The organism is Nostoc sp. DSM 114160 (genome assembly GCF_053470305.1).
In genome coordinates, this window is record NZ_JBPFGO010000001.1 from 328,588 (window position 1) to 353,006 (window position 24,419).

A 24,419-nucleotide genomic window follows, 5' to 3' on the forward strand; every position below is an offset into this window, starting at 1 on the left:
GATTAATCACATCTCTACAATAGAACAGCAGTGGTTTGCTATCAGAGGGCTAATTATGCTGGAACACGATGTGATTATTGTCGGGGGCGGATTGGCGGGATGTCGCGCTGCTGTAGAAATTGCCCGCACTGACCCTAGTTTAAATATTGCTGTCGTTGCCAAAACCCACCCAATTCGTTCACACTCGGTGGCAGCTCAAGGGGGTATGGCTGCATCGCTGAAAAATGTTGATTCCGAAGATAGTTGGGAAGCACACGCTTTTGATACTGTCAAGGGTTCTGATTACTTGGCAGACCAAGATGCTGTGGCAATTCTCGCTCAAGAAGCGCCAGATGTGGTAATTGACTTGGAACATCTCGGCGTTTTGTTCTCTCGCTTACCCGATGGGCGCATTGCCCAAAGAGCTTTTGGCGGACATTCCCATAACCGCACTTGCTACGCCGCTGACAAAACCGGTCATGCAATTTTGCACGAATTGGTTAACAATTTGCGGCGTTATGGCGTGCAAGTTTACGAAGAGTGGTACGTGATGCGTCTCATTTTAGAAGAAAATGAGGCCAAGGGTGTGGTCATGTTCCATCTTTTGGATGGACATATAGAGGTGGTGCGGGCTAAGGCGGTGATGTTTGCTACAGGGGGCTATGGTCGCGTTTATAACACTACCTCTAATGATTACGCTTCTTCGGGTGATGGTTTGGCAATGACTGCGATCGCAGGTTTGCCCCTGGAAGATATGGAATTTGTCCAGTTTCATCCCACTGGTTTATATCCGGTAGGGGTACTGATTTCGGAAGCGGTACGGGGAGAAGGCGCGTATCTAATTAATAGTGAAGGCGATCGCTTTATGGCGAATTATGCACCTAGCCGGATGGAACTAGCTCCTCGTGATATTACCTCACGAGCGATCGCTTACGAAATTCGCGCCGGACGTGGTATTCATCTCAATGGCAGTGCTGGTGGCCCCTTTGTCTATTTGGATCTGCGCCATCTGGGCAAAGAAAAAATTATGAGTCGCGTTCCCTTCTGCTGGGAAGAAGCCCACCGTTTAGTGGGTGTTGATGCAGTAACTCAACCGATGCCAGTCCGCCCGACAATTCACTATTGTATGGGTGGTATCCCAGTAAACACCGATGGTCAAGTTCGTAGTAGTGGTGATGGTTTGGTTGATGCTTTCTTTGCTGCGGGTGAAACAGCTTGTGTTTCCGTACATGGTGCTAATCGTTTGGGGAGTAATTCACTCCTAGAGTGTGTAGTTTATGGTAAAAGAACTGGAGCTGCGATCGCCAAATTTGTGCAAAAACGTAAGTTACCTTCTGTTGATGAGCAACGGTATCTAACAGAAGCCCAGCAACAAATTCAAGCTTTGCTAGAACAACCAGGACAGTACCGCATTAACCAAGTTCGTCAAGCTTTTCAGGATTGTATGACTGAGTACTGCGGTGTTTTCCGCACTGAGGCATTAATGACTGAAGGTTTGCAGAAACTAGAAGAAATACAACAAAAATATCCGCAAATTTATTTAGATGACAAAGGTAGTTGCTGGAATACAGAACTCGTAGAAGCCTTGGAATTGCGAAGTTTAATGGTAGTAGGACAGACCATTTTGGCATCAGCCCTAAATCGCCAAGAAAGCCGTGGCGCTCATTTCCGCGAAGATTATTCCCAGCGAGATGATACGAACTTTCTCAAACACACAATGGCTTACTATTCACCAGCCGGAATTGATATTCAATATCGACCGGTGGCGATTACTATGTTTGAGCCAAAAGAGCGGAAGTATTAGTAAAGGTAAATTTATATGAGAAATCGAGGTGATTACAAAAATTTTGTCCACCTCGATTCAGAATATGAAATGATTAAGTTATCAATTAGAACCTAATTGTTTTTGAATTACAGCTGTTATTTTTTCATCCCAAGCCGGATCATTTAATTTTATTGCAGGATCGCGATGACGAGATTTTCGTCTATCCATATAAGCATAAAAGGCTTCTTTATCATCCTTATGGGTGATAAAGTAACTCTTTAGCTCTTGGTCGCTCATTGCTGCATAGTTTACATTATTCATGGTTCCATACTACAGGATTTTACGATCGCACCTACATAATGTGAGATTTAGCAGTAAATGCGAAGATATTTTCTGTATGCCGTAAAATTCTTACTATAAAAAACAATATATTTAAAATATGAGCGATTCACAAACTTGGTATATTGTCAAGCGTTCTGCTGGAAATTGTGAAATAATCCCCAGCGACCAAGTTGGCGACGATAATCTAGAAATTATAGAACAGTGGGGGCCTTTTAGTTCACAAGAAGAAGCGATCGCCCGACGTGTCGGACTCATTAGGGCTGGAAAGTGCCAACCAGTTTAAGTTAGTAGTTAGAAGTTGATAGTGACGGTCTTTATTTCTAACTCCTCACTATTCACTCCTAACTTTATTCCTAACTCCTCATTTTTCTGCTGTAGGTGTGCCCTTTTCAGCAATTTTTTTACCTATCACTTCCACTGCTTTAGCGAATTGAGGGTCTGCAAGAGTCGCGAGTTTGTCACGTTCATGCAGCCACAAATCCTCCATCTGTTTTTTGCTTAAATCCACTTTCACATCTGGCGAAATGCCTTTGTGATTGATATCTGTACCATTAGGGGTATAGTAATGAGCAATTGTCACTGCTAATCCTGAACCATCTTCTAGGGGACGCACTGATTGCACTAGTCCCTTACCAAAGGTTTGAGTACCGACCAAAGTAGCACGCTTATTATCCTGCAAAGCCCCTGAGAGGATTTCACTGGCACTAGCGGAACCTTTATCTACCAACACCACCAACGGTTTATTTGTCAAGGCTTTTCCGTTTGCCTCTTCCTTTTCTGCCTCTCCTTGGCGTTCAACAGTGGAGACAATCTTACCTTTATCTATCCACATCCGAGCAATATCTACGCTGGAGAAGAGTAAGCCGCCTGGATTACCACGCAGATCGAGAATATATCCAGCTACTTTTTTGCTTTCTAAATTTTTGATAGCGGTTTGCATTTCTTTACCAGCATTGGCACTGAACTGGTTCAAGCGAATGTAACCAAGATTTCCGGCTGGAGTTTTCTTTTCAGAAAACTTAACTGGATGGATTTCAATTCGCGCCCGTGTAATATCAAATTGTTTTATCTGCTTGTCGCGTTGAATAGTCAAGCTGACTTTCGATCCTGCTTCACCTCTAATCAAGGATACTGCCTGGTTAGTATCCATCCCCTTAGTATCTTTGCCGTCAATTTTGAGGATGATATCTTTTGCCAAAACACCAGCTTTAAAGGCTGGTGTATCTTCAATTGGCGCAATTACAACCAATTGCTTGGTTTTTTCATCCTGACTAATGGTGATCCCAATCCCTGTCAATTCTCCAGAGGTATCCACCTGCATATTCTTAAATTCCTCTGGACTCATAAACCGGGTGTATGGGGTCATCTAGCTTTTTCAGCATTTCCCGAATGGACTTATATGCATCCTGCGGATTACTGTAGGACTTGCTCAAGTATTCCTTACGAACAGCCTGCCAATCTACCTGATTAAAAGTACCGTCGACATATTGGCGCTGAACAATTTGCCAAACTTCATCTACTAATTCTTTAGGACTTGCTTTAAATAAAGCCTGACCTCGCGAATGAATGCCAAGGCTAGTAACAGCGATCGTGGAGAGTGTAACTGCCGTAGCACCCAAAACAAGCCTATTTTTTGTAATCACCATAATGACAGCTGCGTCAGAGGGAAAATAATATAGTCAGTATGCTCAATCTAACACAGGCTACCACTGTACAGACCGAGTATGTATCCTTAATTTAAACAAAATACTTGACAATCCGGCGACCTTGATGGTTAAAAGATACAAAGTTTTTGGGGATTGGGAATTGAGAAGAGACAAGGTAGACAAGGAAGAGGGAGAAGACAAGGGAGAAACTCGTTCAATAATTCCCCCTTGTCCCCTTGTTCCCTTGTCCCCTTTATGGATCTACCCAGCGTTCATCTGCCTTAATGAGGTTAATTAATTCCTCTACACCTTTATCTTCTGGGACTTTTTTAATTTCTTCTCGACCACGATACAAAGAAATATAACCAGGTGTTTTGCCAACATAACCATAGTCGGCATCTGCCATTTCGCCGGGGCCATTGACAATACAACCCATAACTGCAATGTCTAGTCCAGTTAAGTGTTTAGTGGCTTCCCGGACTTTGTGCAGTACTTCCTCTAGATTAAACAAAGTGCGTCCACAAGAAGGACAAGCGACGTATTCCACCATCGTTTTTCGCAATCCCAAAGCTTGGAGAATGCTGTAACAAACGGGAATTTCTTTTTCTGGTGCTTCTGTAAGTGAGACGCGAATTGTATCGCCAATGCCATCAGCAAGTAACGTGGCAATACCTGCTGTGGATTTAATTCGCCCGTATTCGCCATCACCGGCTTCGGTAACGCCTAAATGTAACGGGTAATCCATACCCAGTTCATCCATACGCTTGGCGATGAGGCGATAGGCGGCTACCATCACCGGCACTCGTGAGGCTTTCATGGAAACTACCAAGTTGCGGAAATCCAAAGATTCACAGATGCGAATGAATTCTATAGCAGATTCCACCATTCCTTCGGGGGTGTCACCGTAAGTAAATAGCATTCTCTCAGCAAGGGAACCGTGATTTACCCCAATTCGCATCGATTTACCTTGATCGCGCAAAGAAACTACTAAAGGTTCTAAGGTTTCGCGGATTTTATCGCCAATTTCGTCAAATTCGCTTTTAGTATATTCAGTTCGATTAATGTTGGGCTTTTCAAACACATACAAACCCGGATTAATCCGTACTTTCTCTATATGCTTGGCAACTTCCACAGCGATTTTTAGCCCGTTGTGATGGACATCAGCCACAATTGGCACGTCTTGGTAAGTTTTAATTAATTTTTGTTTAATTTCCCCTAAAGCTTTAGCATGAGCCATACTTGGCACTGTGACGCGGACAATTTCGCAGCCTATTTCGTGCAGACGACGAATACCAGCCACGGAACCATCAATATCAAGAGTGTCCTCGTTAATCATCGACTGCACTACAACGGGGTAGCCACCGCCAATGGTGACATTTCCCACCTTTACAGGACGGGTTTTACGCCGCTTGATGGTTGTATCAAAGGTGGCTTGAGGTGATGTAATGCTTGAAGTGTTTACTGTGGGCAGAGTTTGCATAACCTGATTAGGTAAATTTGCTGTTGCTCAAATATCAGATTTAATAAATCTCTGTTTCCCAGATTGCCACAGCTAGCGCTTTTTTGGACGATTACTATAGAAAAAAATGGAAAATAATACAGGCAAAGAAATCAAGAGCATTTGAGGAGTTTTGCTCTTTTGTAAAGATATATTACTCAAAAGATTTTTAGCTGAGTAGCTTGAGTGCGATCGCGCAGCGTTTTGTAGAAAAGCTTAAAGAAGCGATCGCCTTATTACTGAGTTATCAATATTACTTATAATCCAGGAACGCCATGACCCAATCTGCAATACTTGTAATTCACTCAATTCCTGATAGTGCAGCTTTCATTACAACTATACTCTGTGAGTATCCAATTCCTAAGCCTCATAGGTGTAAGTGATGGAAATTAATACAAATGGTGAATAAATTATTGATCGTCATCATCAAAAGTTAATTCGTCATTATCTAAATCTAATATATAATCAATCTCTTCAGCATCTTCAACCTTATGTAGTTGATTTTCTTCAATTCTTTTTTCTGGCATAATAGTGTTGCATAAGATAGCGCCCTGCAAGTCTGTATATCTCAAATAAGTATCTCGCAAGTCTGTATTTGTGAGGTTAGCATTCCTTAAGTCTGTGTGTATTAAGTTAGCACCTCTTAAATTACTGCCACTCAGATTTACACCTTGCAAGTCAAGATTCCTGAGATTACAACCGCTAAAATCTAGTCCACTTAAGTCAGCACCGGGATATATGCGAATTACACCTGGTGGATCATTTGCTGCTGTGTCTTTAAAACCATCAGAATTATAGTAAATAGCGTCAGTTAAATTTGCTCCACAGTTATTTATTTCATTGGTATCGTCAACATATAAAACAGTACGCTTAAGATAAACTTTTTTCAGATAATGCTTAAATTTGACTACAAACCAACTATCAATATTTGCTTTTTCCCAATTAGTATCACTGAGATTTACACCCTGCAACCCGATTCCTCTTAATAGAGCTTGACTCAAATCAGCACCAGTTAAATTAGAACCTTCAAAAGATGACTGAAATGCATCGATACCTCTCAAGTTAGCACCTGTTAAATTGCATTCATCAATTCGAGTATGATCTAGGTTTACTCCACTGAGGTTAGCTTCTTGCAAGTTGCTACAAGTGATGTCAGCATAGCCTAACTTGACATTACTGAGATTTGCCTTGCTGAGGTTGACACCATACAACTCAACACCTTTTAGGTTGACACCACTTAGGTCAACTCCTGAAAAGTCTCTCTCACCTACGGCATAGCGTTTGAGTAATTCATCTCGGTTCATAAGAGCGATCGCTTCGTTAAGCTTTGCTAACGCTAAATTTAGGTTTTTATAATACAAATATACTATTAAGTCAGGAAAATGAGGAGCGATCGCTCCTACTGCCAGCTAAATTAGACTTATCATCAAATTCTTTGACGCCAATGCTAGAAAAAACATCTACATTCCAGAAAGCCATAGAAGCGGTAGAAGCATTAGATCCAGAAGCTCAGGCTATTCTTGTAGATATTATCCAAAAGCGCCTTAAACAACAGCGACGGCATGACTTATTAAAGGCGGTTGCAGAAGCTCGTGAAGCCTATGCTAAAGGTGAAGTACGTAGTGGAACTGTTGCTGATTTAATCGCGGAGTTAGATGATTGATGCAACTGCTTTGGAGTGCAAGATTTATTCGAGATTTTAAGCGTTTAGCCCGTCGAAACCCGCAATTACGCTCTTTGGTTGAGCAAACATTACAACAGCTTGCTGAAGATCCGTTTTACCCTAGCTTGCGTACTCATAAACTTAAAGGGGATTTATTGGGTACATGGGCTTGTTCCATAGACTACAACAATCGGATTCTATTTGAGTTTGTTCCTCATCCCGATTCTGGGGAATTAGTAATTTCTTTGTTGACTTTAGGTTCTCATGATGATGTTACTGAGGTAACACTAGACTTAAGAAAATTTGGGAATTGAAATCATAGATGTTATTACAGAATAAAAGCGGCTGTAATTATGAACACCCAAATAACACCCCAACTACCAATTCCTCCACACTTTAACCCCGATAAAGTCGGCGAAGTCTGGCGCGTACCTTACCAAGAACGTGCCGCCGAAGGTGAAATCTGGGCAAAACAACACGATATCAAACCTGCATCTTTAGATAAAACTCGTATTTGCCTACTGTTAATTGATGTCCAAAACACCTTCTGCATCCCTGGATTTGAATTATTTGTAGGTGGAAAATCCGGTCATGCGGCGGTGGATGATAACGTCAGATTATCTGAGTTTATCTATCGAAACTTGGGAATCATCACGAAAATTGTACCAACCCTAGATACTCACACTGCAACGCAAATTTTCCATCCGATCTTTTGGGTGAACGCTACGGGAGAACATCCAACTCCAGCAGCGACTAGTATCACACCAGCAGATATTGAAAAAGGTATCTGGAAAGTAAACCCAGCAGTTGCTAACAGTGTTACTAATGGAGATTATGAATTATTAGAAAAACACGCTTACCATTACCTTAAAAAACTTAGTCAAGATGGGAAATATCCCCTCACAGTTTGGCCTTATCATTCTATGTTGGGTGGTATTGGTCATGCTTTAGTTTCATCGGTAGAAGAAGCGATATTTTTCCACGGTATTGCGCGTCAGAGTCAAACGCAATTTGAAGTCAAAGGTGAAAATCCTTTAACAGAAAACTATTCTATTTTACGCCCAGAGGTGTTAGAAGATTTTGAACAACGTCCACTCGCTCAAAAAAACACGCGCCTGATTAAACAACTTTTAGAATATGATGCAGTAATTATTGGCGGTCAAGCTAAAAGTCATTGTGTCGCTTGGACAATTGACGATTTATTAACAGAAATTAAACAGGTAGATGCTACCCTTGCCAAAAAAATCTATCTGTTAGAAGATTCCACTTCCCCCGTTGTTGTCCCCGGTGTTGTGGACTACACAGAACAGGCAGATGCAGCATTTAAAAGGTTTACAGAGGCAGGAATGCACATCGTCAAATCTAGCGAAAATATAGCATCTTTTTTTTAAAGCAAAAGAGCGCAAAGGTTTCGCAGAGGAACACAGAGATTTCCTCTGCGTTTCAAAACGAACTTCATTTTTTCAAATAGCCCTTTGGATCTTCTGCTACCCAACCCAGAGATGAGCTAGAACGCACTTCAAAATGGAGATGCGGTTGAGTGGAACTTGGTTTTCCACTAGTGCCTACTGTTCCTAGTAAGTCTCCTTTTTTCACTTGCTGACCGACAGTAACTTTGATACTGTCAAGCTGGGCGTAGCGGCTTTGGAGTCCGCCATTGTGGTTAATAATGACCAACTTGCCATAAGAACCTTGATCGCTGGCAAAGGCTACAGTTCCAGGTGCGATCGCTACCACATTACTCCCAACTGGTGCTAATAAGTCAACACCACTATGGAAGAAAACTTCACCTGTCCCAGGATTTATTTGCCAGCCGTAAGCTAATCCGACAGTTGCTACTTGTGCTAAGGGATATCCAGACAAAGATGCGCGGTTTGGTGTACCTGCATCAGTAGGTAAAGGGGCCTTAGTTACAACACCATTGGGCGACCAATTTACCCCCGGAACAAACACGATTCTGGGGTTTTGTTGGCAGCCATTCACCTCAAACAGGCTATCAGCACGAACTTTATATTGTGCCGCCACTTGTCGCCAAGTTTGACCGCGAGGTACTTCGACTACAATCCCATTGTAGGGAGGAATCTGAAGCACACTACCAACAGCGGCAGGTGCACCGTTCTGCAAAGCTGGATTCATGCCAATAATAGTTGTCGGAATGAGATTGTAGCGCTGCGCTATACTCTCCAAAGTTTCGCCACGAACAACTTTATGACGTTGGAAGCGAGATAGAGCTGGAGTTGAGCAACCACTTACAGCAGCGTTAGCACTGTTTGAGTATGGCAGTATGCTTACTAGGCCCAAGGCGCTTAAGCTACAGAGAAATAGTTGACGAAAGGGTAAAGTCATGTATAAAGGTCAAGAGCGCATTAACTTTAGATTTTAGATGGGAAGAATGGGAATTGGGGAGCAGTGGAGCAGCACTTCGGCTCCTTTCGACTTCGCGGTAGTTGAATCTCGACTTCGCTCGATTACCGCGCAGTCGAAACTCAAGGCAAGTCGCTCAGTGACCGAGGAGCAGAGAGCAGTGGACAGGGGAGGATAATTAATGACAAATGACAAATGACAAATTCCCAATCCCTAATTTCTCGTAAATTGATCTGTCCACTTGCCGTTCGCTTGACTACACTTAGAAATTAGCAACTGCATTGCTGTTCTTGAGCAAAACAATTATGAAGTTATCCTTAAAGCAACTGGCGGTTTATGTGTTTTTACTGGTAATTGGCGGTGGTGCAGGTTTGTTTGGCAGTCGCTATTTCATTCCCCAAAATCGCTCGTTCCAACAGCTAAAAAATGTAACAATGGCTTCGCCTCCAGAATCCGTAGTTCCGAATTCTCCTAACGGAGCTATTGGGCTTACTGGTGGCGACAACGTGAATTTTATTGCGACGGCAGTGCAAAAAGTTGGCCCGGCTGTAGTCCGAATTAATGCGACTCGCAAAGTAGCCAATCCTATCTCTGACGCTTTGAAAAATCCCATCTTGCGGCGATTCTTTGGAGAGGATGACCAACCAATTCCTCAAGAACGCATTGAGCGCGGTACAGGATCGGGATTTATTGTGAGCGATGATGGAGAATTACTCACCAACGCTCATGTAGTAGCAGATACAGATACAGTGCAAGTTACCCTCAAAGATGGTCGCAGTTTAGAGGGGAAGGTGGTAGGAGTTGATTCTGTGACAGATGTGGCGGTAGTGAAAATAAAAGCGAATGATTTGCCGACGGTAAAACTGGGCAATTCGCAAAACCTGATCCCAGGGCAATGGGCGATCGCTATTGGCAATCCTCTGGGTTTAGATAATACTGTCACTATCGGTATCATCAGCGCTACCGATCGCACTAGTACTCAAGTTGGTGTCCCCGATAAGCGAGTCAGCTTTATCCAAACTGATGCTGCAATTAACCCTGGTAATTCTGGTGGCCCCTTATTAAACGCCCAAGGCGAAGTGATTGGCATTAACACTGCCATTCGCGCTGATGCTCAAGGACTTGGTTTTGCCATCCCCATTGAAACCGCCGCCCGCATCGCTAATGAACTTTTTACTAAAGGGCGTGTAGAACATCCCTTCTTGGGTGTTGAAATGGCAGACCTTTCTCCTATCAGAAAACAGCAGATTAATCAAGAAAATCAGCTAAATATTCAACAGGATGCTGGAATTGTGATTAAAGGAGTCACAGATGATTCCCCAGCAAAGCGTGGAGGACTGCTTCCTGGAGACGTGATTCAAAAAATTAACGGGAAACCTGTCAAAACTTCAGCCCAAGTTCAGAGGCTGGTAGAGTCGAGCAAAGTTGGAGACATAATAGCGATCGAAGTCAATCGCAGCGGTAAAGTTCAAACCTTCAAAGTACAATCAGGAGCTTATCCTGAAAAGAAGTAGTCAAAATAATTCGTAATTCATAGAGAGCGTCATTTTGAATTACGAATTAGTCATTATTTGGTCAATAATCCCAAAATCTTTGACTACTGACTATTAATTATTGACCATTAGACAAATGCTCTAACTGCATTCTTTGTTCCATCTGGCGCAGAAAATACCCCGTCATCATTGCCGACGCTAGAAGTCCAGCTAAATTCTCCCGATCTGTTGTGATTTGCACGTTGAAATTTTCTGCCGGGAGCATTCCCACTAGCCCTTGGACATTTTGCGAGATGATTTGTTTAATTTCGGGGCTGGCGGACTGAGCAACCCTAGCTAAAACATCAGGAGACTGATGCTGTAGATATTTGAGTAACTGATTAGGGTATTCCTCAGAGTGGTCGGAAAGAAGTTGATTAGGGTGTTCCTCGGAGTTGTCATTCAAAAAGTCAGGATTAAACACCATTGGCAGTTTTATTTAGCTTAATTGCTAACTCTACTCTAAACCATAGTACAAGAGTAGCGCATTCACCACGGGTATAAGTCTAGAGGAGGGGAGTGGGGCAGGGGGCAGGGGGCAGGGGGCAGGGGGCAGGGGGCAGGGGGCAGGGAGTAGAGGAGGCATAGGGGAAAGAGGTAATTTTTATTCTTCCCCGTGTTCCCTATTCCCTATTCCCTATTCTCTACTTGCCACTGCCTTTAGTTCTAGTTCTAGTTCTAATTGTTCTTCCTTCTGACTTGTAGAAAGTATTTGTGGAAGTTGTTCGATTTGGAAATACTGATGGAATTTTGGGGTTACTTGGAGTGAGTAGGAGCGAGAATCGCTGTCTCGGCGTTTGCGGATGAAACCAAGTTCAACGAGTTCTGGGACGTGCTGATATACTCCTGAACCGCGTAGGTTAATCAAGTCGCTTTGGAGTATGGGACTATTAAGGGCGATCGCTGCCAAAGTTCGCAATGCACCTACACCCAATTCTACTGGTATCATCGTTTGCACTAAGTCATGAAAATCAGACCGGAGTTGCAAACTATAACCATCTGGGGTTTCTACTACCTCTAGGGCACTATCTCGGTGGGCATAGTTGTCCATTAGTTCAATTATGCCTTCTTTGACAGTGGCGCGATCGCACGCGGCATACTCGGCGATTTCGCCGAGCGACAAGGGTTTACCCTTTAAATAGAGAATTGCTTCTATCTTCGTCGCTGTGGCTGTAATCATTTAGTCATTAGTCGTTAGTCATTAGTCATTAGTCACTTGTACTGAGCGTAGTCGAAGTATTGGTCATTAGTACATGACAACTAACAATCAACAAGTGTGTGGCATTATATCCTAAATTGTCAAAATATTTTTTGACTATTTCAAATTGGGCATTGGGCATGGAGAAGAGACAAGGTGGACAAGAAAGAGGGGGGAGACTTGGGAGAGACTTGTTCAATAAATTGCCCCTTGTCCCCCTTGTCTTCCTTGTCTCCCCTGCCCCCTGCCCCTCTGCCTCTTCATAAGCCTCTACTGATGAGAATAAATTCTGCGATCGCTAAATCTTGTGGAGTGGTCACTTTTAAATTTGTCTCTTCTCCCTCGACAATTCGGACTTCGATGCCACACTTTTCAAATAAGGCGGCGTCGTCGGTTACTTCCCAACCTTGACGGACTCCTTCAGCATGGCACTGTTTCAACAACTTGACATCAAATCCTTGGGGAGTTTGTGCCGCCCATAGTTGTCGTCTGTCGGGTGTCTCTTGAATTATGCCTTGTTCATCAACAATTTTGATGGTGTCTTTGACGGGTACACCAGCAATTAAACCGGGACAGTGGCGAATGGCCTCGGCACAAGAGTTAAATAAATCTGGTGTTACCAGGCATCTAGCACCATCGTGAATCAACACTTGTTCTGCGGCTATTGGCAGAGATTGCAAGCCATTGTAAACAGATTCTTGGCGGGTGGAGCCACCTTGAATTAATTCAACTGGTTTAGTCAGCTTTAGATCGGCAATAATTGCTTTGAACTCTGGCCAATCGCTAGACTGAGAAATAATCCCGATCCAACTGATTGTACTGGCGGCTTCTGCGGCTAATAAAGTCCAAGCAATAATTGGTTGCGATCGCACTTCTAGAAGGAGTTTATTGCGGTTACTCCCCATTCTTTTTCCGATTCCCGCAGCTGGAATTAGTAAATACACAGAATTCCTCAATCTTTAAGCTATATATTTTCCCCTAAAATAGGGAGCGAGTAAGCGTCAATAAATATTATGCGAGTAGTAGCCCTTGTACCTGGCGGAATTGGCGACCAAATTCTCTTCTTTCCGACTCTAGATGACCTGAAGCGCCATTACCCTGATGCTCAGATAGATGTCGTTGTTGAACCCCGGTCAAAGGCTGCCTACCGAGTGAGCAAATCAGTTCACGAGGTGCTGAACTTTGATTTTAATGACCGTAACAGTCTGGCAGATTGGGGTAATTTAGTGGGGACGATTCGCGATCGCGAATACGATGTTGCTATTATTGTTGAGCAAAATTGGTTGGTAGGTCTTTTACTCTGGTTGACGGGAATTCCTATACGTATTGGCTACCAAGGCAAAGGATCGGGTTTTCTTACCCATACTGTGCCGTTTAAACCATCCCAATATGTGGCAGCAGTATATCACGACTTGCTGCAACCGTTGGAAATAAATAGCCCTGTCCCAGAGTTAGCAGTAAATGTACCAAAACCAGATATTGAGTGGGCACAAAACGAACAAAAACGTTTAGGGGTTCATGAAACAGGCTATATCTTGATTTATGGCGGTTCTGGCCAGTTATTACAGGCTAAAGAACTAGATAAAATCTACCCTGTCGAGAATTGGCAGCAAATTATTCAAGCCTTCCAACAAAAGCAGCCCGATCTGCCTGTGGTGGTTATTAAGGGACTTGATGATGAGCTGTTTGTGCGATCGCTTCTGGAGTCTTCTCCAGATATCAAGGTGACTGCCCCAGATGATATTGGTAAGTTAACTGCCATAATTGCTGGGGCAAATTTGATGTTATCTACTGATAGCGCGGCGCTACAACTGAGTGTTGCAGTCCAAACTTATACCATTGCCATCTTTGGACCCAGCAATCCAGCTAAATTGTTGCCGAAAAACGATAAATTCCTAGCTATTGAATCCCTTACGGGAAAAACGGCGGATATTTCACCAAACACAGTTTTAGAGAAAATTTGGGGTGGCTAAAGCAGTAGTTTTCCCAAACTTAGATACCTAGAACAGACAGTAAGCCTCAAAACCTCTCTCTTTGCAAGAGAGAGGTGAATATATTGCATAAAAATGAAAAGCTCTATAATTTATCACTCAGCCGTTGTCACAAGTTGGGAACGGCTTTCAGTTTTTATTTAGACAAATCTATCTATTCTAGTAATCTGTCAAGAACTAATTGACCGATAAATTTCCTGTATGGACGGCGATTTATCGCGTCTTTCTAACAGTTAAATCCAAAATCTTTAGAGATGCGTTCACTCAGCAAGATAAAGTACAATTTCGCATCTCTACAGGTCAAATTCCTCATCTAAAATCCAAAATGGTATTAATTAGAGGCAAGCAATAAATGTCCAGCTTGCCATATATGTTCCCACAAATATACTGGGATAATCAGCATTACTATCGGAAACAAACCAATCAGGAGTCGCTTTCTGCTCTCGAACCCTCTTTTCCAAACCAATTTGTAGAGATATATTCTCGTGAACAATTTTTGCATTAGCAATTTCTAGCATTTTCTCTATTGATTTTTGTAGCCACTCTGCTCGAACAAACAAAGTGTGAGATGGATGATCGCCGTAGCAAAAAGGTACTATCAGAACAAGATATCCTTTGTCGTTTAGTATTTTATTCAGGCAAAATTGAATAATTTCTTGATCGTCTTTTTTTTCTTGGGTATCTTTGTTAATGCTGTGAAATAACAAACCCGCTAGCACGACTGCATCAAATTTTTGATTATCTTCAACAAGTTCAGACAGGAAAAGCGATAAATCTTTGGTAATAAAATTCCTATTTGGGTAAGTTTTTATACATTTTTCAATAGCTAATTCACTGTGATCGACTCCTAGATAGTCACATCGAGCCGGAAGATATTTGCTTAAAGCCCCATTACCGCATCCTAAATCTAATAAAGAGAATGATTTTTCAGGAAAAGCGTTACTTAAAAAACCACCTGTCGGTGTGTATCGAGTGACATTTTCCGGGGATTCAAAGTAAGAATAATAGTCATCTTGGAAACGTTCTTCTTCAGATGTTGCACGCTCAGGTACTAAATTTGTCATTCTCAAACCCTCATTTTATCAAGCTTGTTTGATTACAAAATTGCTCTTTCAGGATCTTGCGAACTACTGAAAACGTTTTAATCAAACAGTATAAAATAAAACCTGATTTCTTACTATATAAGAAACAGGTTTCTATTCTCAGCATATTTGCTATGGTTAATTTAAAAAATATCTTTTTAGATAGATAAAAATTTCATCCTTAGAGGATGTTTTAAATATCGCAAAATATAGTATGCATTAATACGATTCAGTTAAGTTTTTAGTATTGATTTCGGCAAATAGAGACCCAAAATTATCCTTTGTGTCGAGGCGCTAACGCTTCTCTACAGAGGATTTAGGGCTTAACTGAACAATATTGCAATCTAAGAAGAATAACCTCACACAGTCCACTCAAACGAAGAAAATTTTCTCAAAATTCTTCCATCACCTATTAGCTATTTAAAATATTTCAAAAAAAGCATCATCTAATTCATAGCCTAGAATTTGCGCCATAGACTTTAAGCGCGAGAGGCTGGGTATGTTTTGTTGTTTGAGCCAATCACCTAAAATAAAGATTTTGTGCATCAAAAATATCTCTAAGGCTTCGGGATTATACTGAATACCTTCTTGAGAACTGAACTGGTGTGGTACAAGCATGGCGGCATAACGGGCAAATTCCCCAGCTTTCCAATCTAGTAAAAATGGCAACCAGGGATATTTGGCATCTAGACGCACAAACCACAGACGCACCTCTGGAATTTCTGAGAGTTCCCGTGGGGTCGCCAAGCTGGAGGTCGTAATTTACATCAAAGCGTAGCTGCTGTTCGTGGGATGCAACCCCATCTTGCAGCATTTTTTCAATCACCCCTGATGCAGGGGACAGATCCAGATTGTTAATAAAGTCATTATTGAGTGCGATCGCAATTGTCATTGATTTAGCAGCCACCTTCTTGATGCTCAACTGTAGGATCGAGAATATACAGTAGCAGCTTTCAGGGATTGACGCTACATTGACTTTGGATCGCACAAAGTCTTTTTCATAAATCAATTAGTATTTACTGATACTTTTTGCTAATAATTTCGTCAACTCATATAAGGTTTAAACACAAGTCTGACCTTGCTCAAATTTATTTGATACTTTTGCTTAATTTTCGTTGATTATCACAAATATACATCCATTAATAGCCTTGATATGAGCCACTAGCGATGGCTGCGGTAAATGCTCGCCTACGCGACTCACTTCACCGATGTTTACTAAAATCAAATATTACTTTTGTCATTGAGATAATTACTTAATATATAACTAAAGAATTACTACACTATTAATATGGTATGCCATTAGAATTAGTCTACTTGGGTAAGCCCTGCCCCAAGGTGGACATTTACAGTAATTTTAAGTTAAAGTTGTAATGAGTTTGTTTTAGATGAAGGTCTGACAAAGTAGCCGTCAACAAGCAAAAAAAATCATAATCGCCACCTGTCACTTTCACAGCATCAAAAGCCAAAACATAAGTACAGGTGAGACAGCGGTGCGCAATATCATTGCATATATAGGAATCCGCTTTGATTTGGAGAAATTATTTGCGTAGGGAGGGAACACGGAATAGGGAATAGGGAATAGGAAGAAGGAATAAATGTGTACTGAGTTTTTTTCACGCAATCAAATACGAGTCCTATATTAAATAACCAATAAACATTTAGACGGGAAAATTCTCCCAACAGTTAACAAGCTGTAATATGCAAAAACAAACAATTACTACAAGACCAATTCGTTCCTTAGAAGATGCACTTGAGCGCTGTCAAATCCTGGGTATGCGCGTTAGTCGTCAACGTCGCTTTATTCTGGAATTACTTTGGCAAGCGAATGAACATCTTGCTGCAAGAGAGATTTACGATCGCTTGAACCAACAAGGCAAAGAGATCGGTCATACCTCTGTTTATCAAAATTTAGAAGCATTATCCAGTCAAGGAATCATTGAGTGTATTGAACGCTGTGATGGGCGTTTGTACGGCAACATTAGCGACTCTCACAGTCACATAAACTGTGTGGATACAAATCAAATTCTTGATGTTCATGTGGAACTACCAGAAGATTTGATCCGCAAAATTGAAGAAGAAACAGGAGTGCGGATTACTGACTATAGTATTAACTTTTTTGGCTACCGCAATCCGGAGGAGGGCTAGGAGCAGAGGGGACAAGGGAAACAAAGGGGACAAGGGGACAAGGTGACTAAAGTTAGAACTTGCAACAAGCCTTTCCCTTTCCCTTATCCCCAAGTTTATTCCCAATGTCCAATGCCCTATTCTCCAATCGAATTCTTGCCAAAAACTGTCTCATCATCGACATCATCATCTAAGTCTACTGACAAAATTGCACCTTCACAGCTTTCAATTAGTCCGATCGCAGGGGTTTTGTTCCAGTTAAGGTTTGTGTTTGGCATGATTTTTACAGTGTTTAAAAAGGGCTGCTGCGATCGCAAATATTTCAGTTTTTGAAACAACTCTTTAGAGAACAAGGCTCCATTATCAGCGGCCAATTTTTTGTCACTCGCAGCAAGGATGGCCTCAAATAAGCAGGTGTTGGTGAAATCGGCAGAATTAAGATTTGTCCCGATCAGGTTTGCCTGTTGCAGGTTTGCACCTGTGAGATTTGCCTGTTGTAGATTCGCTCCTGCGAGATTTGCGTGTTGTAAGTTCGCGCCTGCGAGGTTCGCCTGTTGCAAATTGGCTCCAACCAAATTCGCACCTGTTAACTCCGCATTAGATAAATTTGTTTGCTCAAGATTTACCCCGGTTAACATCACTTGCGATAAAGAGGCTCCCGATAAATTGAGTCCAGACAGAGACTTGATTCGGGTTGCAAAAGCGCTTTTATGCAAAACCATTGTCCTAGCAATTAGCACACTCAGCACTTCTGGGTTGAATTCTGTTAAATTGACTGGATTCCCACAAGGCCAAAATGGAACTTTTGTTTCTCGGTAGCAAGCACAAAGCAATAAAAATACATTCAGTCCCACCGCAGCATTCACCTGTTCAACATTCACAGGGTTTTGCAGTGCATGAAAATTAGTCAAAGCGTTGTGGGCTATCCCCTCATCTAACCAACGTCCTTGACAGTAAGCACGCCAGAAAGATAAAAGACGTTGAAACAAAACTTCAAACGAAAATTTGTGTTTTTGCTGGCGACGCAATCCGGCGATCGCTAGTTCTTCAATTTCTTGGCTAAGTATCCCGTAACCTAGTAAATTATAAATATTCTGGGCTACGCTACTGGGATCGAGTACAAAAGTGGGCGTGCCATAAGCCTCATCTTGGTACTGAGTCAGAAGTTTAAGTTGGGCAGCAACAGCATCTGCACAAAGAGATTCTCCTAACTTGAGATGCGAAAACTCAATTAAACTACTTTTTGCTGCGCTTTCGCCTGAGCTTTCTACATCCCAAATTTTAAAATAAAACCCTGGTAAAGTATTAAATTCACCAGCTAGATTAATTTGATGACGTTGCGAGTGTAAAATTTTGAGAGCGATCGCTTGCATCTGCTCGAGTAAATCTTGGGGATGACGATTAGCGAGTAAATTAGCGATCGCTTCTGGAGTCCGATGAATATGAGCCGTACCCGAACGCAGTAACATCGTCTTGATCCCACCAATTAGCGGATAACCCAACAACCATCGACTCAGACGATGATGAATTTCCCATAATAGAAAAGACTTTTGGGTATTAGCTGCTAACTGCAATAGTTCATCATCTAGCAATCCCTCGCGGTGCAAGAGGCCCAACAAATGCAGCATTAAGGGTTGACGGATAAGGGGAGATAATTCGCTTAACTTTGATTGGTTAGCAAATAACCCTGCCTGTTTTAATAATGTAAAGAAATTTTGAGCAATCGGTAATGATTGCACTTTTGCCCACTGTTGAAACCATTGCTTAAATTCGTCTACATCCAATGGCTGAATAATAATTCGCTTCAACAATAGCGGTAGTTCCGAGACGATTTCTGGTAAAGTCGTTGAGCGACTTGTCAACACAATTTTGTGGCGGTGCTGAGATTGAAGGTTCAGTAATTGTTGAATAAAAATTGCTTGTGCCCTGATACCCTGAGCAGAATGGGGCAATTCATCCAAACCATCCAGCAGCAACAGACAAGGGAGATTTTCTTGCTCTAACCAAGTTGAAAGATTAACAGCAAAGGCAGAATTTAGAGTTTCGATTAAAGTTTTACCATATTTTACATCTCGCAACCTAATTACTATAGGTATCCAAGTAGGGTACAATTCCTGTGCTACCTGTGCTGCCCAAAGTTGGCAAAAACTAGTTTTTCCATAACCCGGTTCTGACTCAATAACAGCGATCGTTTCTAAATCAGTTAACTGTTGCTGTGCCCATGTTTTTAAATCAACTGGTTTAACAGCTTTTTTATCCTGCTCAGAAATATTTTCCTCTATTGGTAAGCCTTTTTGTGGCACATAGATATCCTTAAGCGCAAAGGATTCCATTAGCAAAGGGATACTGAGGTTTTTAATCAAACTTGCACGGTAATGTTCTCGGTGCAAATCAATTTTTTCACTGACTGTAGAACCAACTTCTGGGGTAATGAAACTGGGAGATAATGAAATCCCCAAACGGAAAAATTTTTGCAGTTGGGCTAAAGGTGCAGCATTCTCGGTGACAACTACTAATATGTCACCAGGAAGTGAGTTGATTAAACGCTGTGTTAGAAGTTTCGCTTCCGGTTCCTCTGCACCATTGGCAACTAACCAAGCGATAGCAGCGTTATTTATTTGTTGCACCAGCAATGAATCTGCAACCGAAGACAGTGCTTGTTCAGCTTGAGTATCAGTTAATTTACCTGGGCTAAGAGTTTTTAGCAATCCTTGTAGTTGCGGATCTTGGAGGATGAATTTACCCACATCCTCTTTAAGTATGTGTGCTTGTATGGGTATAATTGCCCGGTCTAACCACGGTTTTTGTAAGCTTGCTTCCTGCTCTAGAATTGCTTGTAAAGCTTGAAGATAGGCAATTTGAAACGCTAACCACGTCCCTTCGTTACGTTTTAACGGTTTTTTTTGGCTGAGGCTACGCAACAGTTTTTCTGTCAGCTGGGAAATGACACTGATTTCTTCCCAAACAATACTTAAGGGCAGTTCTAAAACCTCTACCAAGGTACATATATCAAAAGGCATCAGGCTTTTGAGTTCCATATCCTGAACAATCTGGTAGGCAATACCTGCCAATTGCCCCTCAGAAAACCCTCTGATTTGATTGATTGCGATATGGCGTTCTGCCAACCAGTGCCGAATACTCAGGTTCATTTAATCACACAGTGAAAGCTGTTTATGGCAATTACGATCGATTTATCAGTTTGCGAAAACAGGTGACAATGGGGAAGACAAAGTTTTGTATCAAAGTTGTTTTCTGATTGGTAAAAAACAGTGCCGATCTAATTGAGTGGACTATGAGCGATCGCCCTTTAAAATTATTGTTAATCGACCAAGACCCAATTTTTCGTCTGGGATTACGGATAGCCTTAGAAGCAATTCCTAACTTAGAAGCGATCGCAGTTGTAGAAACTGATACCATTGCCTTGCAGATTCTAGCAGAAATTGCCGAAAAAGACCCTAACCAGGTAAATCTGGTAGTTTTAGAATTTGGCAATGGTCGCTCTACCACCAGTCAACAGCTAGGTTTACAATTCTGTCGGCAACTCAAAGCCTTATATCCCAACCTACCAATCCTGCTCCTCAGTTCTATTCAAGAACAAGGACTGCTATTAGCTGCGAAATCTGTTGGTGTAAATGGCTACTCCCCAAAAGGTACACCACTTCCTGAGTTAGTCGCCGCCATCCAAAAAGTTGCTGATGGTGGTTCTTACTGGTTCCAGGATACAGAAGCAGTAATAATTCCTAACTCCTATAGAGACGCGATTAATCGCGTCTCTACTCCCCACTCTTCACTGCCCTTTTTTAAACTGCGAAATAATTTACGTTTGTCAGGAATCGCTAACATTAATGCTACCCTAGCCGCAGTAACAGCACAATTACAAACTCCTGGACTACCAGTACTAGATCGAGCCATTCTAGCTGGGGGGGACAGCGGCGAGAACTGCTAGCGGCTCGTTGGTTGCTAAATCGGTTGTTGGTTTCATCACAAGAAAGGCAAGAAAAACAGATTCCGCTTGCTGATGAGCCACCTTTGACTCCTTTATTAAGTGCTGCCATTCAGCAAAGGCAAACTGTATCACCCTTACTGAGTCCGGGAACCCTACAATCTGCCTTGTTTACATCTTGTACTACTAAACTTCAATTTTCTTTACGAAATGTCACAGATGTACCTTTAGAAATTGATATCTTTCGTGAAGATAAAAAACGGGAATTACTTTATCTAATCCTACAAAAATTAGCTGAACAGTTAGATGAACTGCGTACTTCTCAAATAGAGATAAATCAATTATATGAACTAAAAAATACTTTATTGTGTGATTTATGGCAAGCAGCAATTACAGATTTTTTTGGAAAATTTTCTCGGATTAAAATAGTTAATAAAAATATAGAAATTCTTAATTTATTGCTGAAAAATACAGAGGTTGTACAGAGAGAGATTCTCAATCAAATTCCGCTAGTTTGTGAACTTTATTCTTATCTTTTATTTCAAACAGAATTGAACATTGATAATACCTCCTATCCAGTAGTGAGCGCCGAAGCTAAATCTCAAGCATTAATGATTTTAGAAAACCTATTGATTCAGGTAGCGAATGGAGTAGTGCAACCACTGTTAAATTATTTAGCAGATGTAGAAGAGATTAAGCAAAATTTTTATGGACGCCAATTGATTTCTACAAGAGAAATTGAACGATTTAGAAATGATTTGTCGTGGAAATATAGATTAAAAAATTATATAAACGAGCCAAAAGCAGTTTTTGAAAGTCGCTATGAGCTATTTGTAATTGCGCCTCGTGGCATTGCCAATACTTCAGTTTATGCCCCTCGAAATCAGGAGTTAGTAAAACTTTCTAATATTCCCTTAGTAGTGACATTGCTCCTAGAATTTAGTGATGCGATCGCACCGCGTTTAAAATCACTATTAGCTTTTTTAGGTAGCGGTATAGTTTTTATCCTTACCCAAATAGTTGGTCGGGGTTTAGGTTTAATCGGTCGTGGTATTCTTCAAGGTATTGGTAGCGTTTCGTCAGTAGAAAAGAACTTTAGACGAAATAGCGATCGACCCAAATGAAGAAGCAGGGGGGCAAAGGGCGCAGGGAGCAGGGGGATGTGGTTCGACTACGCTCACCAACCGGGAGATGAAGGGGAATAACAATAGATAAATACTCAATGCCCAATGACAAATGACAAATACTTCGACTTCGCTCAGTACAAGTGACAAATGACAAATCACTTTATCGGACTAGCAATTTCGTATGTTTACGCTATCAGTCTGCTCGTGATTGGCGAGGGACTACGTAGGCTATTAGGTGTAAAGCCGGATTTGACCCGCAAAGTAATCCATATTGGTGCAGGGATGTGGACTTTCGGAGTCCTGCTACTGTTTAAGAATTGGGAAATCGGAATTATACCTTTTGCTACCTTTATCGGACTGAACTACTTATTTTACCGCTACCGAATCATCGGCGCAATGGATACCCAGGATAGCTCACCCGGTACGGTTTATTTCGCTATCTCAGTGACACTGCTGTTCGGGTTACTGTGGCGACCAGATGGGCCAGTAGATAGCGTTGCGATCGCTGTCGCTGGGATAATGGCGATGACCTGGGGTGACGCACTAGCAGCATTAATCGGTAAACGTTTTGGGCAGCATAAATACCAAGTTGGAAGTTCTGTGCGTTCCTGGGAAGGTTCAGCAGCAATGTTTATAACGAGTACAGTAGTGATTTTCTTGGTGCTGTTATTGCTACCTGGTTCTTTGCTAAGTCCCCTAGCAAAGCCTTTAAGTTTCGGATGGGCATTGTTGACGGCAGTGGTAACTGCTACTTTTGCAACCCTCGCAGAGGCAGTCTCGCCCCACGGCACAGATAACCTCAGCGTACCTCTAACAGCAGCGGGAGTAGTTTGGATTTTTATGCAGTGTTTTTAAGGCACTTCCAATTACCTCGTTCTCAGTCTAAAACTAGAATTTCAGCCACTTATAATATAGATTCTCAATAAAAATAGCTATTTCACTGCGATATCTGCAGCAGGCTGTGACGCTCGACGCCTCACTAAGGCTGCGCTATCGGTATCGCACTATTAATTCGGCGATTTATACCCCTTATTTTGAGCACCTAACTTTGGAGTACTGCTACTTCATACTACAATACTACTATTTTGAAGTTGGCAGTGTTCAGAAACACAATATGTTTGTGATCGAGAACACATATTTTCTGATCGAGACAACTATATGATCTTGGCCACATGGACATACAGCAAGAATACATCTTGTAACCTGACTTCCATCTTATTCCTATTAACTCCAGCGATACACAGTTATGCTTCATTTTCTGATTGAGCAGAAATTGTCAAAGCATACTTGAAAGGATTTCCCACAATTGAAAAAGGCAGAAGCCTGTAAGTATCAATTAAAACTTTAGTAGTAGGTGATTGTCCATTACTAAAACAAAATTGTGTCGAGATATGTAACACCAGACATAAAGCATTCTTGCTTCAATCTCATGCTTTTAAGCGTGGGATTAAAGCAAAAATGCCTTCATACCTCGTACCTTCTAGCTTCTAAATGCATTTTTCATCAAAAAACAACTCTAGCAACATAGGTACAATCAATATGAACTTTAAACAATTTGGTGTATTACTGTCTATATCTACAATTCTTGGACTCAACGCGATCGCGACCAAGGTTTTGGCTGATGAGCCTAGTATTACTTTTGGAGATGCAATTGGGGTCTGGTGGATGTAAGGTTGCCGATCAGCTTGTTGGAGAGGATGGTAGAACCTTATCGCTGATCTTGGATAACTTTAGTGCATTCAATGGTCAGCGTCAAAAGTGTATTTTACGCGTTCAAAGTTTTATTCCAAGTGGTTTCATCGTCCAAAATGTACAAGTACTGTACCAAGGAACTACTGATATTAATACCAAGAGTAAAGGTACCAGCTTAAGCAGAACTTATAGCTTTAGTGGTGGTGCTCTTGGTCAAGCTGTAGCTCCCCCTAAAACTAGCAAGTTTACATCTAGTAAAGCATTTGCGGAGCAAGATGAGATTACTGTTCTAGCTGCTACAGGTTTATGTAGTGGTGGTGGACAAGGATTATTAGGTATTAATCTGACTGCACAATCCTCAGCAGGAAGTTCTATTTTCGTTGATACAGCCGATATCAATGCTGGGGATGTGATACTTTCTTTTGACCTAAAGCGTTGCTAGTAGTTGCTTTTAGCGATTCTGTGGATAGATG

At 41.7% G+C, this 24,419-nt stretch carries 20 protein-coding genes and 3 pseudogenes; 12 read left to right on the forward strand and 11 right to left on the reverse strand.

Going from position 1 to position 24,419, the window contains the following annotated elements; genetic code table 11:
* Window positions 1-55 precede the first annotated feature (55 nt).
* Window positions 56-1,783: a succinate dehydrogenase/fumarate reductase flavoprotein subunit gene (locus NSTCB13_RS01595; protein ID WP_448271181.1), complete on the forward strand. Its 1,728-nt coding sequence runs from the start codon at window positions 56-58 to the stop codon at window positions 1,781-1,783.
* A gap of 81 nt (window positions 1,784-1,864) precedes the next feature.
* Here the strand turns inward: NSTCB13_RS01595 and NSTCB13_RS01600 are convergent, their stop codons facing one another.
* Complete coding sequence (locus NSTCB13_RS01600) at window positions 1,865-2,065, reverse strand: DUF6887 family protein (RefSeq protein WP_448271182.1); 201 nt, start codon at window positions 2,063-2,065, stop codon at window positions 1,865-1,867.
* Between the two features lie 118 nt (window positions 2,066-2,183).
* Here NSTCB13_RS01600 and NSTCB13_RS01605 point away from each other — a divergent pair, with 118 nt between their 5' ends.
* Window positions 2,184-2,369, forward strand: a complete 186-nt coding sequence (locus NSTCB13_RS01605) for a DDE transposase family protein (RefSeq protein ID WP_448271183.1) — start codon at window positions 2,184-2,186, stop codon at window positions 2,367-2,369.
* Between the two features lie 78 nt (window positions 2,370-2,447).
* Here the strand turns inward: NSTCB13_RS01605 and ctpC are convergent.
* From ctpC to NSTCB13_RS01620, 3 genes and pseudogenes are all read right to left on the reverse strand, one after another.
* Window positions 2,448-3,732, reverse strand: a pseudogene (ctpC, locus tag NSTCB13_RS01610) (carboxyl-terminal processing protease CtpC).
* 253 nt (window positions 3,733-3,985) lie between these two features.
* Window positions 3,986-5,212, reverse strand: coding sequence for a (E)-4-hydroxy-3-methylbut-2-enyl-diphosphate synthase (gene ispG, locus NSTCB13_RS01615; protein WP_448271184.1), 1,227 nt, complete (start codon window positions 5,210-5,212; stop codon window positions 3,986-3,988).
* 428 nt (window positions 5,213-5,640) lie between these two features.
* A complete protein-coding gene (locus NSTCB13_RS01620; RefSeq protein WP_448271185.1) occupies window positions 5,641-6,591 on the reverse strand; it encodes a pentapeptide repeat-containing protein in 951 nt (316 codons plus the stop codon).
* Between the two features lie 83 nt (window positions 6,592-6,674).
* On the opposite strand from NSTCB13_RS01620, the gene NSTCB13_RS01625 reads away from it, so the two are divergent.
* Genes NSTCB13_RS01625 through NSTCB13_RS01635 form a run of 3 tightly spaced genes read left to right on the forward strand, consistent with a single transcriptional unit; the run spans window position 6,675 to window position 8,284 of the window.
* On the forward strand, window positions 6,675-6,893 hold the full coding sequence (locus NSTCB13_RS01625; RefSeq protein WP_448271186.1) for a hypothetical protein: 219 nt from the start codon (window positions 6,675-6,677) through the stop codon (window positions 6,891-6,893).
* Window positions 6,893-7,207, forward strand: coding sequence for a type II toxin-antitoxin system RelE/ParE family toxin (locus NSTCB13_RS01630; protein ID WP_448268471.1), 315 nt, complete (start codon window positions 6,893-6,895; stop codon window positions 7,205-7,207). The genes NSTCB13_RS01625 and NSTCB13_RS01630 overlap by 1 nt, the downstream gene beginning before the upstream one ends.
* Window positions 7,208-7,246: 39 nt before the next feature.
* Window positions 7,247-8,284 (forward strand): isochorismatase, encoded by a 1,038-nt coding sequence (locus NSTCB13_RS01635; protein WP_448271187.1) that lies wholly within the window; start codon window positions 7,247-7,249, stop codon window positions 8,282-8,284.
* A gap of 64 nt (window positions 8,285-8,348) precedes the next feature.
* On the opposite strand, the gene NSTCB13_RS01640 is transcribed toward NSTCB13_RS01635, so the two are convergent.
* The gene (locus tag NSTCB13_RS01640) at window positions 8,349-9,239 is read right to left on the reverse strand and encodes a LysM peptidoglycan-binding domain-containing M23 family metallopeptidase (protein ID WP_448271188.1); all 891 of its coding nucleotides are present in this window, start codon (window positions 9,237-9,239) and stop codon (window positions 8,349-8,351) included.
* A 323-nt stretch (window positions 9,240-9,562) separates the two neighbouring features.
* Here NSTCB13_RS01640 and NSTCB13_RS01645 point away from each other — a divergent pair, with 323 nt between their 5' ends.
* Entirely contained in the window at window positions 9,563-10,771 is a 1,209-nt protein-coding gene (locus tag NSTCB13_RS01645; RefSeq protein ID WP_445629918.1) for an HhoA/HhoB/HtrA family serine endopeptidase, read from the forward strand.
* Between the two features lie 97 nt (window positions 10,772-10,868).
* Here the strand turns inward: NSTCB13_RS01645 and NSTCB13_RS01650 are convergent, their stop codons facing one another.
* The 3 genes from NSTCB13_RS01650 to ispD form a co-directional block, all read right to left on the reverse strand.
* Window positions 10,869-11,216, reverse strand: a complete 348-nt coding sequence (locus NSTCB13_RS01650) for a DUF760 domain-containing protein (protein WP_094347414.1) — start codon at window positions 11,214-11,216, stop codon at window positions 10,869-10,871.
* 210 nt (window positions 11,217-11,426) lie between these two features.
* Window positions 11,427-11,969 (reverse strand): SMC-Scp complex subunit ScpB, encoded by a 543-nt coding sequence (gene scpB / locus NSTCB13_RS01655; protein WP_322710665.1) that lies wholly within the window; start codon window positions 11,967-11,969, stop codon window positions 11,427-11,429.
* 278 nt (window positions 11,970-12,247) lie between these two features.
* Window positions 12,248-12,931: a 2-C-methyl-D-erythritol 4-phosphate cytidylyltransferase gene (ispD, locus tag NSTCB13_RS01660; protein ID WP_448271189.1), complete on the reverse strand. Its 684-nt coding sequence runs from the start codon at window positions 12,929-12,931 to the stop codon at window positions 12,248-12,250.
* Between the two features lie 69 nt (window positions 12,932-13,000).
* On the opposite strand from ispD, the gene NSTCB13_RS01665 reads away from it, so the two are divergent.
* The gene (locus NSTCB13_RS01665; protein ID WP_445629916.1) at window positions 13,001-13,960 is read left to right on the forward strand and encodes a glycosyltransferase family 9 protein; all 960 of its coding nucleotides are present in this window, start codon (window positions 13,001-13,003) and stop codon (window positions 13,958-13,960) included.
* A 353-nt stretch (window positions 13,961-14,313) separates the two neighbouring features.
* Here the strand turns inward: NSTCB13_RS01665 and NSTCB13_RS01670 are convergent, their stop codons facing one another.
* Both NSTCB13_RS01670 and NSTCB13_RS01675 read right to left on the reverse strand, forming a co-directional pair.
* Window positions 14,314-15,042 (reverse strand): class I SAM-dependent methyltransferase, encoded by a 729-nt coding sequence (locus NSTCB13_RS01670; protein ID WP_445629915.1) that lies wholly within the window; start codon window positions 15,040-15,042, stop codon window positions 14,314-14,316.
* Window positions 15,043-15,480: 438 nt separating this feature from the next.
* A pseudogene (locus NSTCB13_RS01675) lies at window positions 15,481-15,952 on the reverse strand (CRR6 family NdhI maturation factor).
* Window positions 15,953-16,758: 806 nt separating this feature from the next.
* Here NSTCB13_RS01675 and NSTCB13_RS01680 point away from each other — a divergent pair.
* The gene (locus NSTCB13_RS01680) at window positions 16,759-17,205 is read left to right on the forward strand and encodes a Fur family transcriptional regulator (RefSeq protein WP_322710661.1); all 447 of its coding nucleotides are present in this window, start codon (window positions 16,759-16,761) and stop codon (window positions 17,203-17,205) included.
* Between the two features lie 116 nt (window positions 17,206-17,321).
* Here the strand turns inward: NSTCB13_RS01680 and NSTCB13_RS01685 are convergent, their stop codons facing one another.
* Entirely contained in the window at window positions 17,322-20,333 is a 3,012-nt protein-coding gene (locus NSTCB13_RS01685) for a pentapeptide repeat-containing protein (RefSeq protein WP_448271190.1), read from the reverse strand.
* A 143-nt stretch (window positions 20,334-20,476) separates the two neighbouring features.
* On the opposite strand from NSTCB13_RS01685, the pseudogene NSTCB13_RS01690 reads away from it, so the two are divergent.
* The 4 genes and pseudogenes from NSTCB13_RS01690 (at window position 20,477) to NSTCB13_RS01705 (ending at window position 24,388) form a co-directional block, all read left to right on the forward strand.
* A pseudogene (locus NSTCB13_RS01690) lies at window positions 20,477-22,251 on the forward strand (DUF3685 domain-containing protein).
* 150 nt (window positions 22,252-22,401) lie between these two features.
* Entirely contained in the window at window positions 22,402-23,109 is a 708-nt protein-coding gene (locus NSTCB13_RS01695; RefSeq protein ID WP_448268479.1) for a diacylglycerol/polyprenol kinase family protein, read from the forward strand.
* A 684-nt stretch (window positions 23,110-23,793) separates the two neighbouring features.
* A complete protein-coding gene (locus NSTCB13_RS01700; RefSeq protein ID WP_448271191.1) occupies window positions 23,794-23,925 on the forward strand; it encodes a hypothetical protein in 132 nt (43 codons plus the stop codon).
* The gene (locus NSTCB13_RS01705; RefSeq protein ID WP_448271192.1) at window positions 23,876-24,388 is read left to right on the forward strand and encodes a DUF4360 domain-containing protein; all 513 of its coding nucleotides are present in this window, start codon (window positions 23,876-23,878) and stop codon (window positions 24,386-24,388) included. The genes NSTCB13_RS01700 and NSTCB13_RS01705 overlap by 50 nt, the downstream gene beginning before the upstream one ends.
* Window positions 24,389-24,419 lie beyond the last annotated feature (31 nt).

Coding starts and splice junctions, on each gene's coding strand:
- NSTCB13_RS01600 (WP_448271182.1), bottom strand. CDS start 2,065: ATGAATAATGTAAACTATGCAGCAATGAGCGACCAAGAGCTAAAGAGT.
- NSTCB13_RS01680 (WP_322710661.1), top strand. CDS start 16,759: ATGCAAAAACAAACAATTACTACAAGACCAATTCGTTCCTTAGAAGAT.
- NSTCB13_RS01605 (WP_448271183.1), top strand. CDS start 2,184: ATGAGCGATTCACAAACTTGGTATATTGTCAAGCGTTCTGCTGGAAAT.
- NSTCB13_RS01665 (WP_445629916.1), top strand. CDS start 13,001: ATGCGAGTAGTAGCCCTTGTACCTGGCGGAATTGGCGACCAAATTCTC.
- ispG (WP_448271184.1), bottom strand. CDS start 5,212: ATGCAAACTCTGCCCACAGTAAACACTTCAAGCATTACATCACCTCAA.
- NSTCB13_RS01595 (WP_448271181.1), top strand. CDS start 56: ATGCTGGAACACGATGTGATTATTGTCGGGGGCGGATTGGCGGGATGT.
- NSTCB13_RS01625 (WP_448271186.1), top strand. CDS start 6,675: ATGCTAGAAAAAACATCTACATTCCAGAAAGCCATAGAAGCGGTAGAA.
- NSTCB13_RS01695 (WP_448268479.1), top strand. CDS start 22,402: ATGACAAATCACTTTATCGGACTAGCAATTTCGTATGTTTACGCTATC.
- NSTCB13_RS01650 (WP_094347414.1), bottom strand. CDS start 11,216: ATGGTGTTTAATCCTGACTTTTTGAATGACAACTCCGAGGAACACCCT.
- NSTCB13_RS01635 (WP_448271187.1), top strand. CDS start 7,247: ATGAACACCCAAATAACACCCCAACTACCAATTCCTCCACACTTTAAC.
- NSTCB13_RS01705 (WP_448271192.1), top strand. CDS start 23,876: ATGAGCCTAGTATTACTTTTGGAGATGCAATTGGGGTCTGGTGGATGT.
- scpB (WP_322710665.1), bottom strand. CDS start 11,969: ATGATTACAGCCACAGCGACGAAGATAGAAGCAATTCTCTATTTAAAG.
- NSTCB13_RS01670 (WP_445629915.1), bottom strand. CDS start 15,042: ATGACAAATTTAGTACCTGAGCGTGCAACATCTGAAGAAGAACGTTTC.
- NSTCB13_RS01630 (WP_448268471.1), top strand. CDS start 6,893: ATGCAACTGCTTTGGAGTGCAAGATTTATTCGAGATTTTAAGCGTTTA.
- NSTCB13_RS01645 (WP_445629918.1), top strand. CDS start 9,563: ATGAAGTTATCCTTAAAGCAACTGGCGGTTTATGTGTTTTTACTGGTA.
- NSTCB13_RS01700 (WP_448271191.1), top strand. CDS start 23,794: ATGAACTTTAAACAATTTGGTGTATTACTGTCTATATCTACAATTCTT.
- NSTCB13_RS01640 (WP_448271188.1), bottom strand. CDS start 9,239: ATGACTTTACCCTTTCGTCAACTATTTCTCTGTAGCTTAAGCGCCTTG.
- NSTCB13_RS01685 (WP_448271190.1), bottom strand. CDS start 20,333: ATGAACCTGAGTATTCGGCACTGGTTGGCAGAACGCCATATCGCAATC.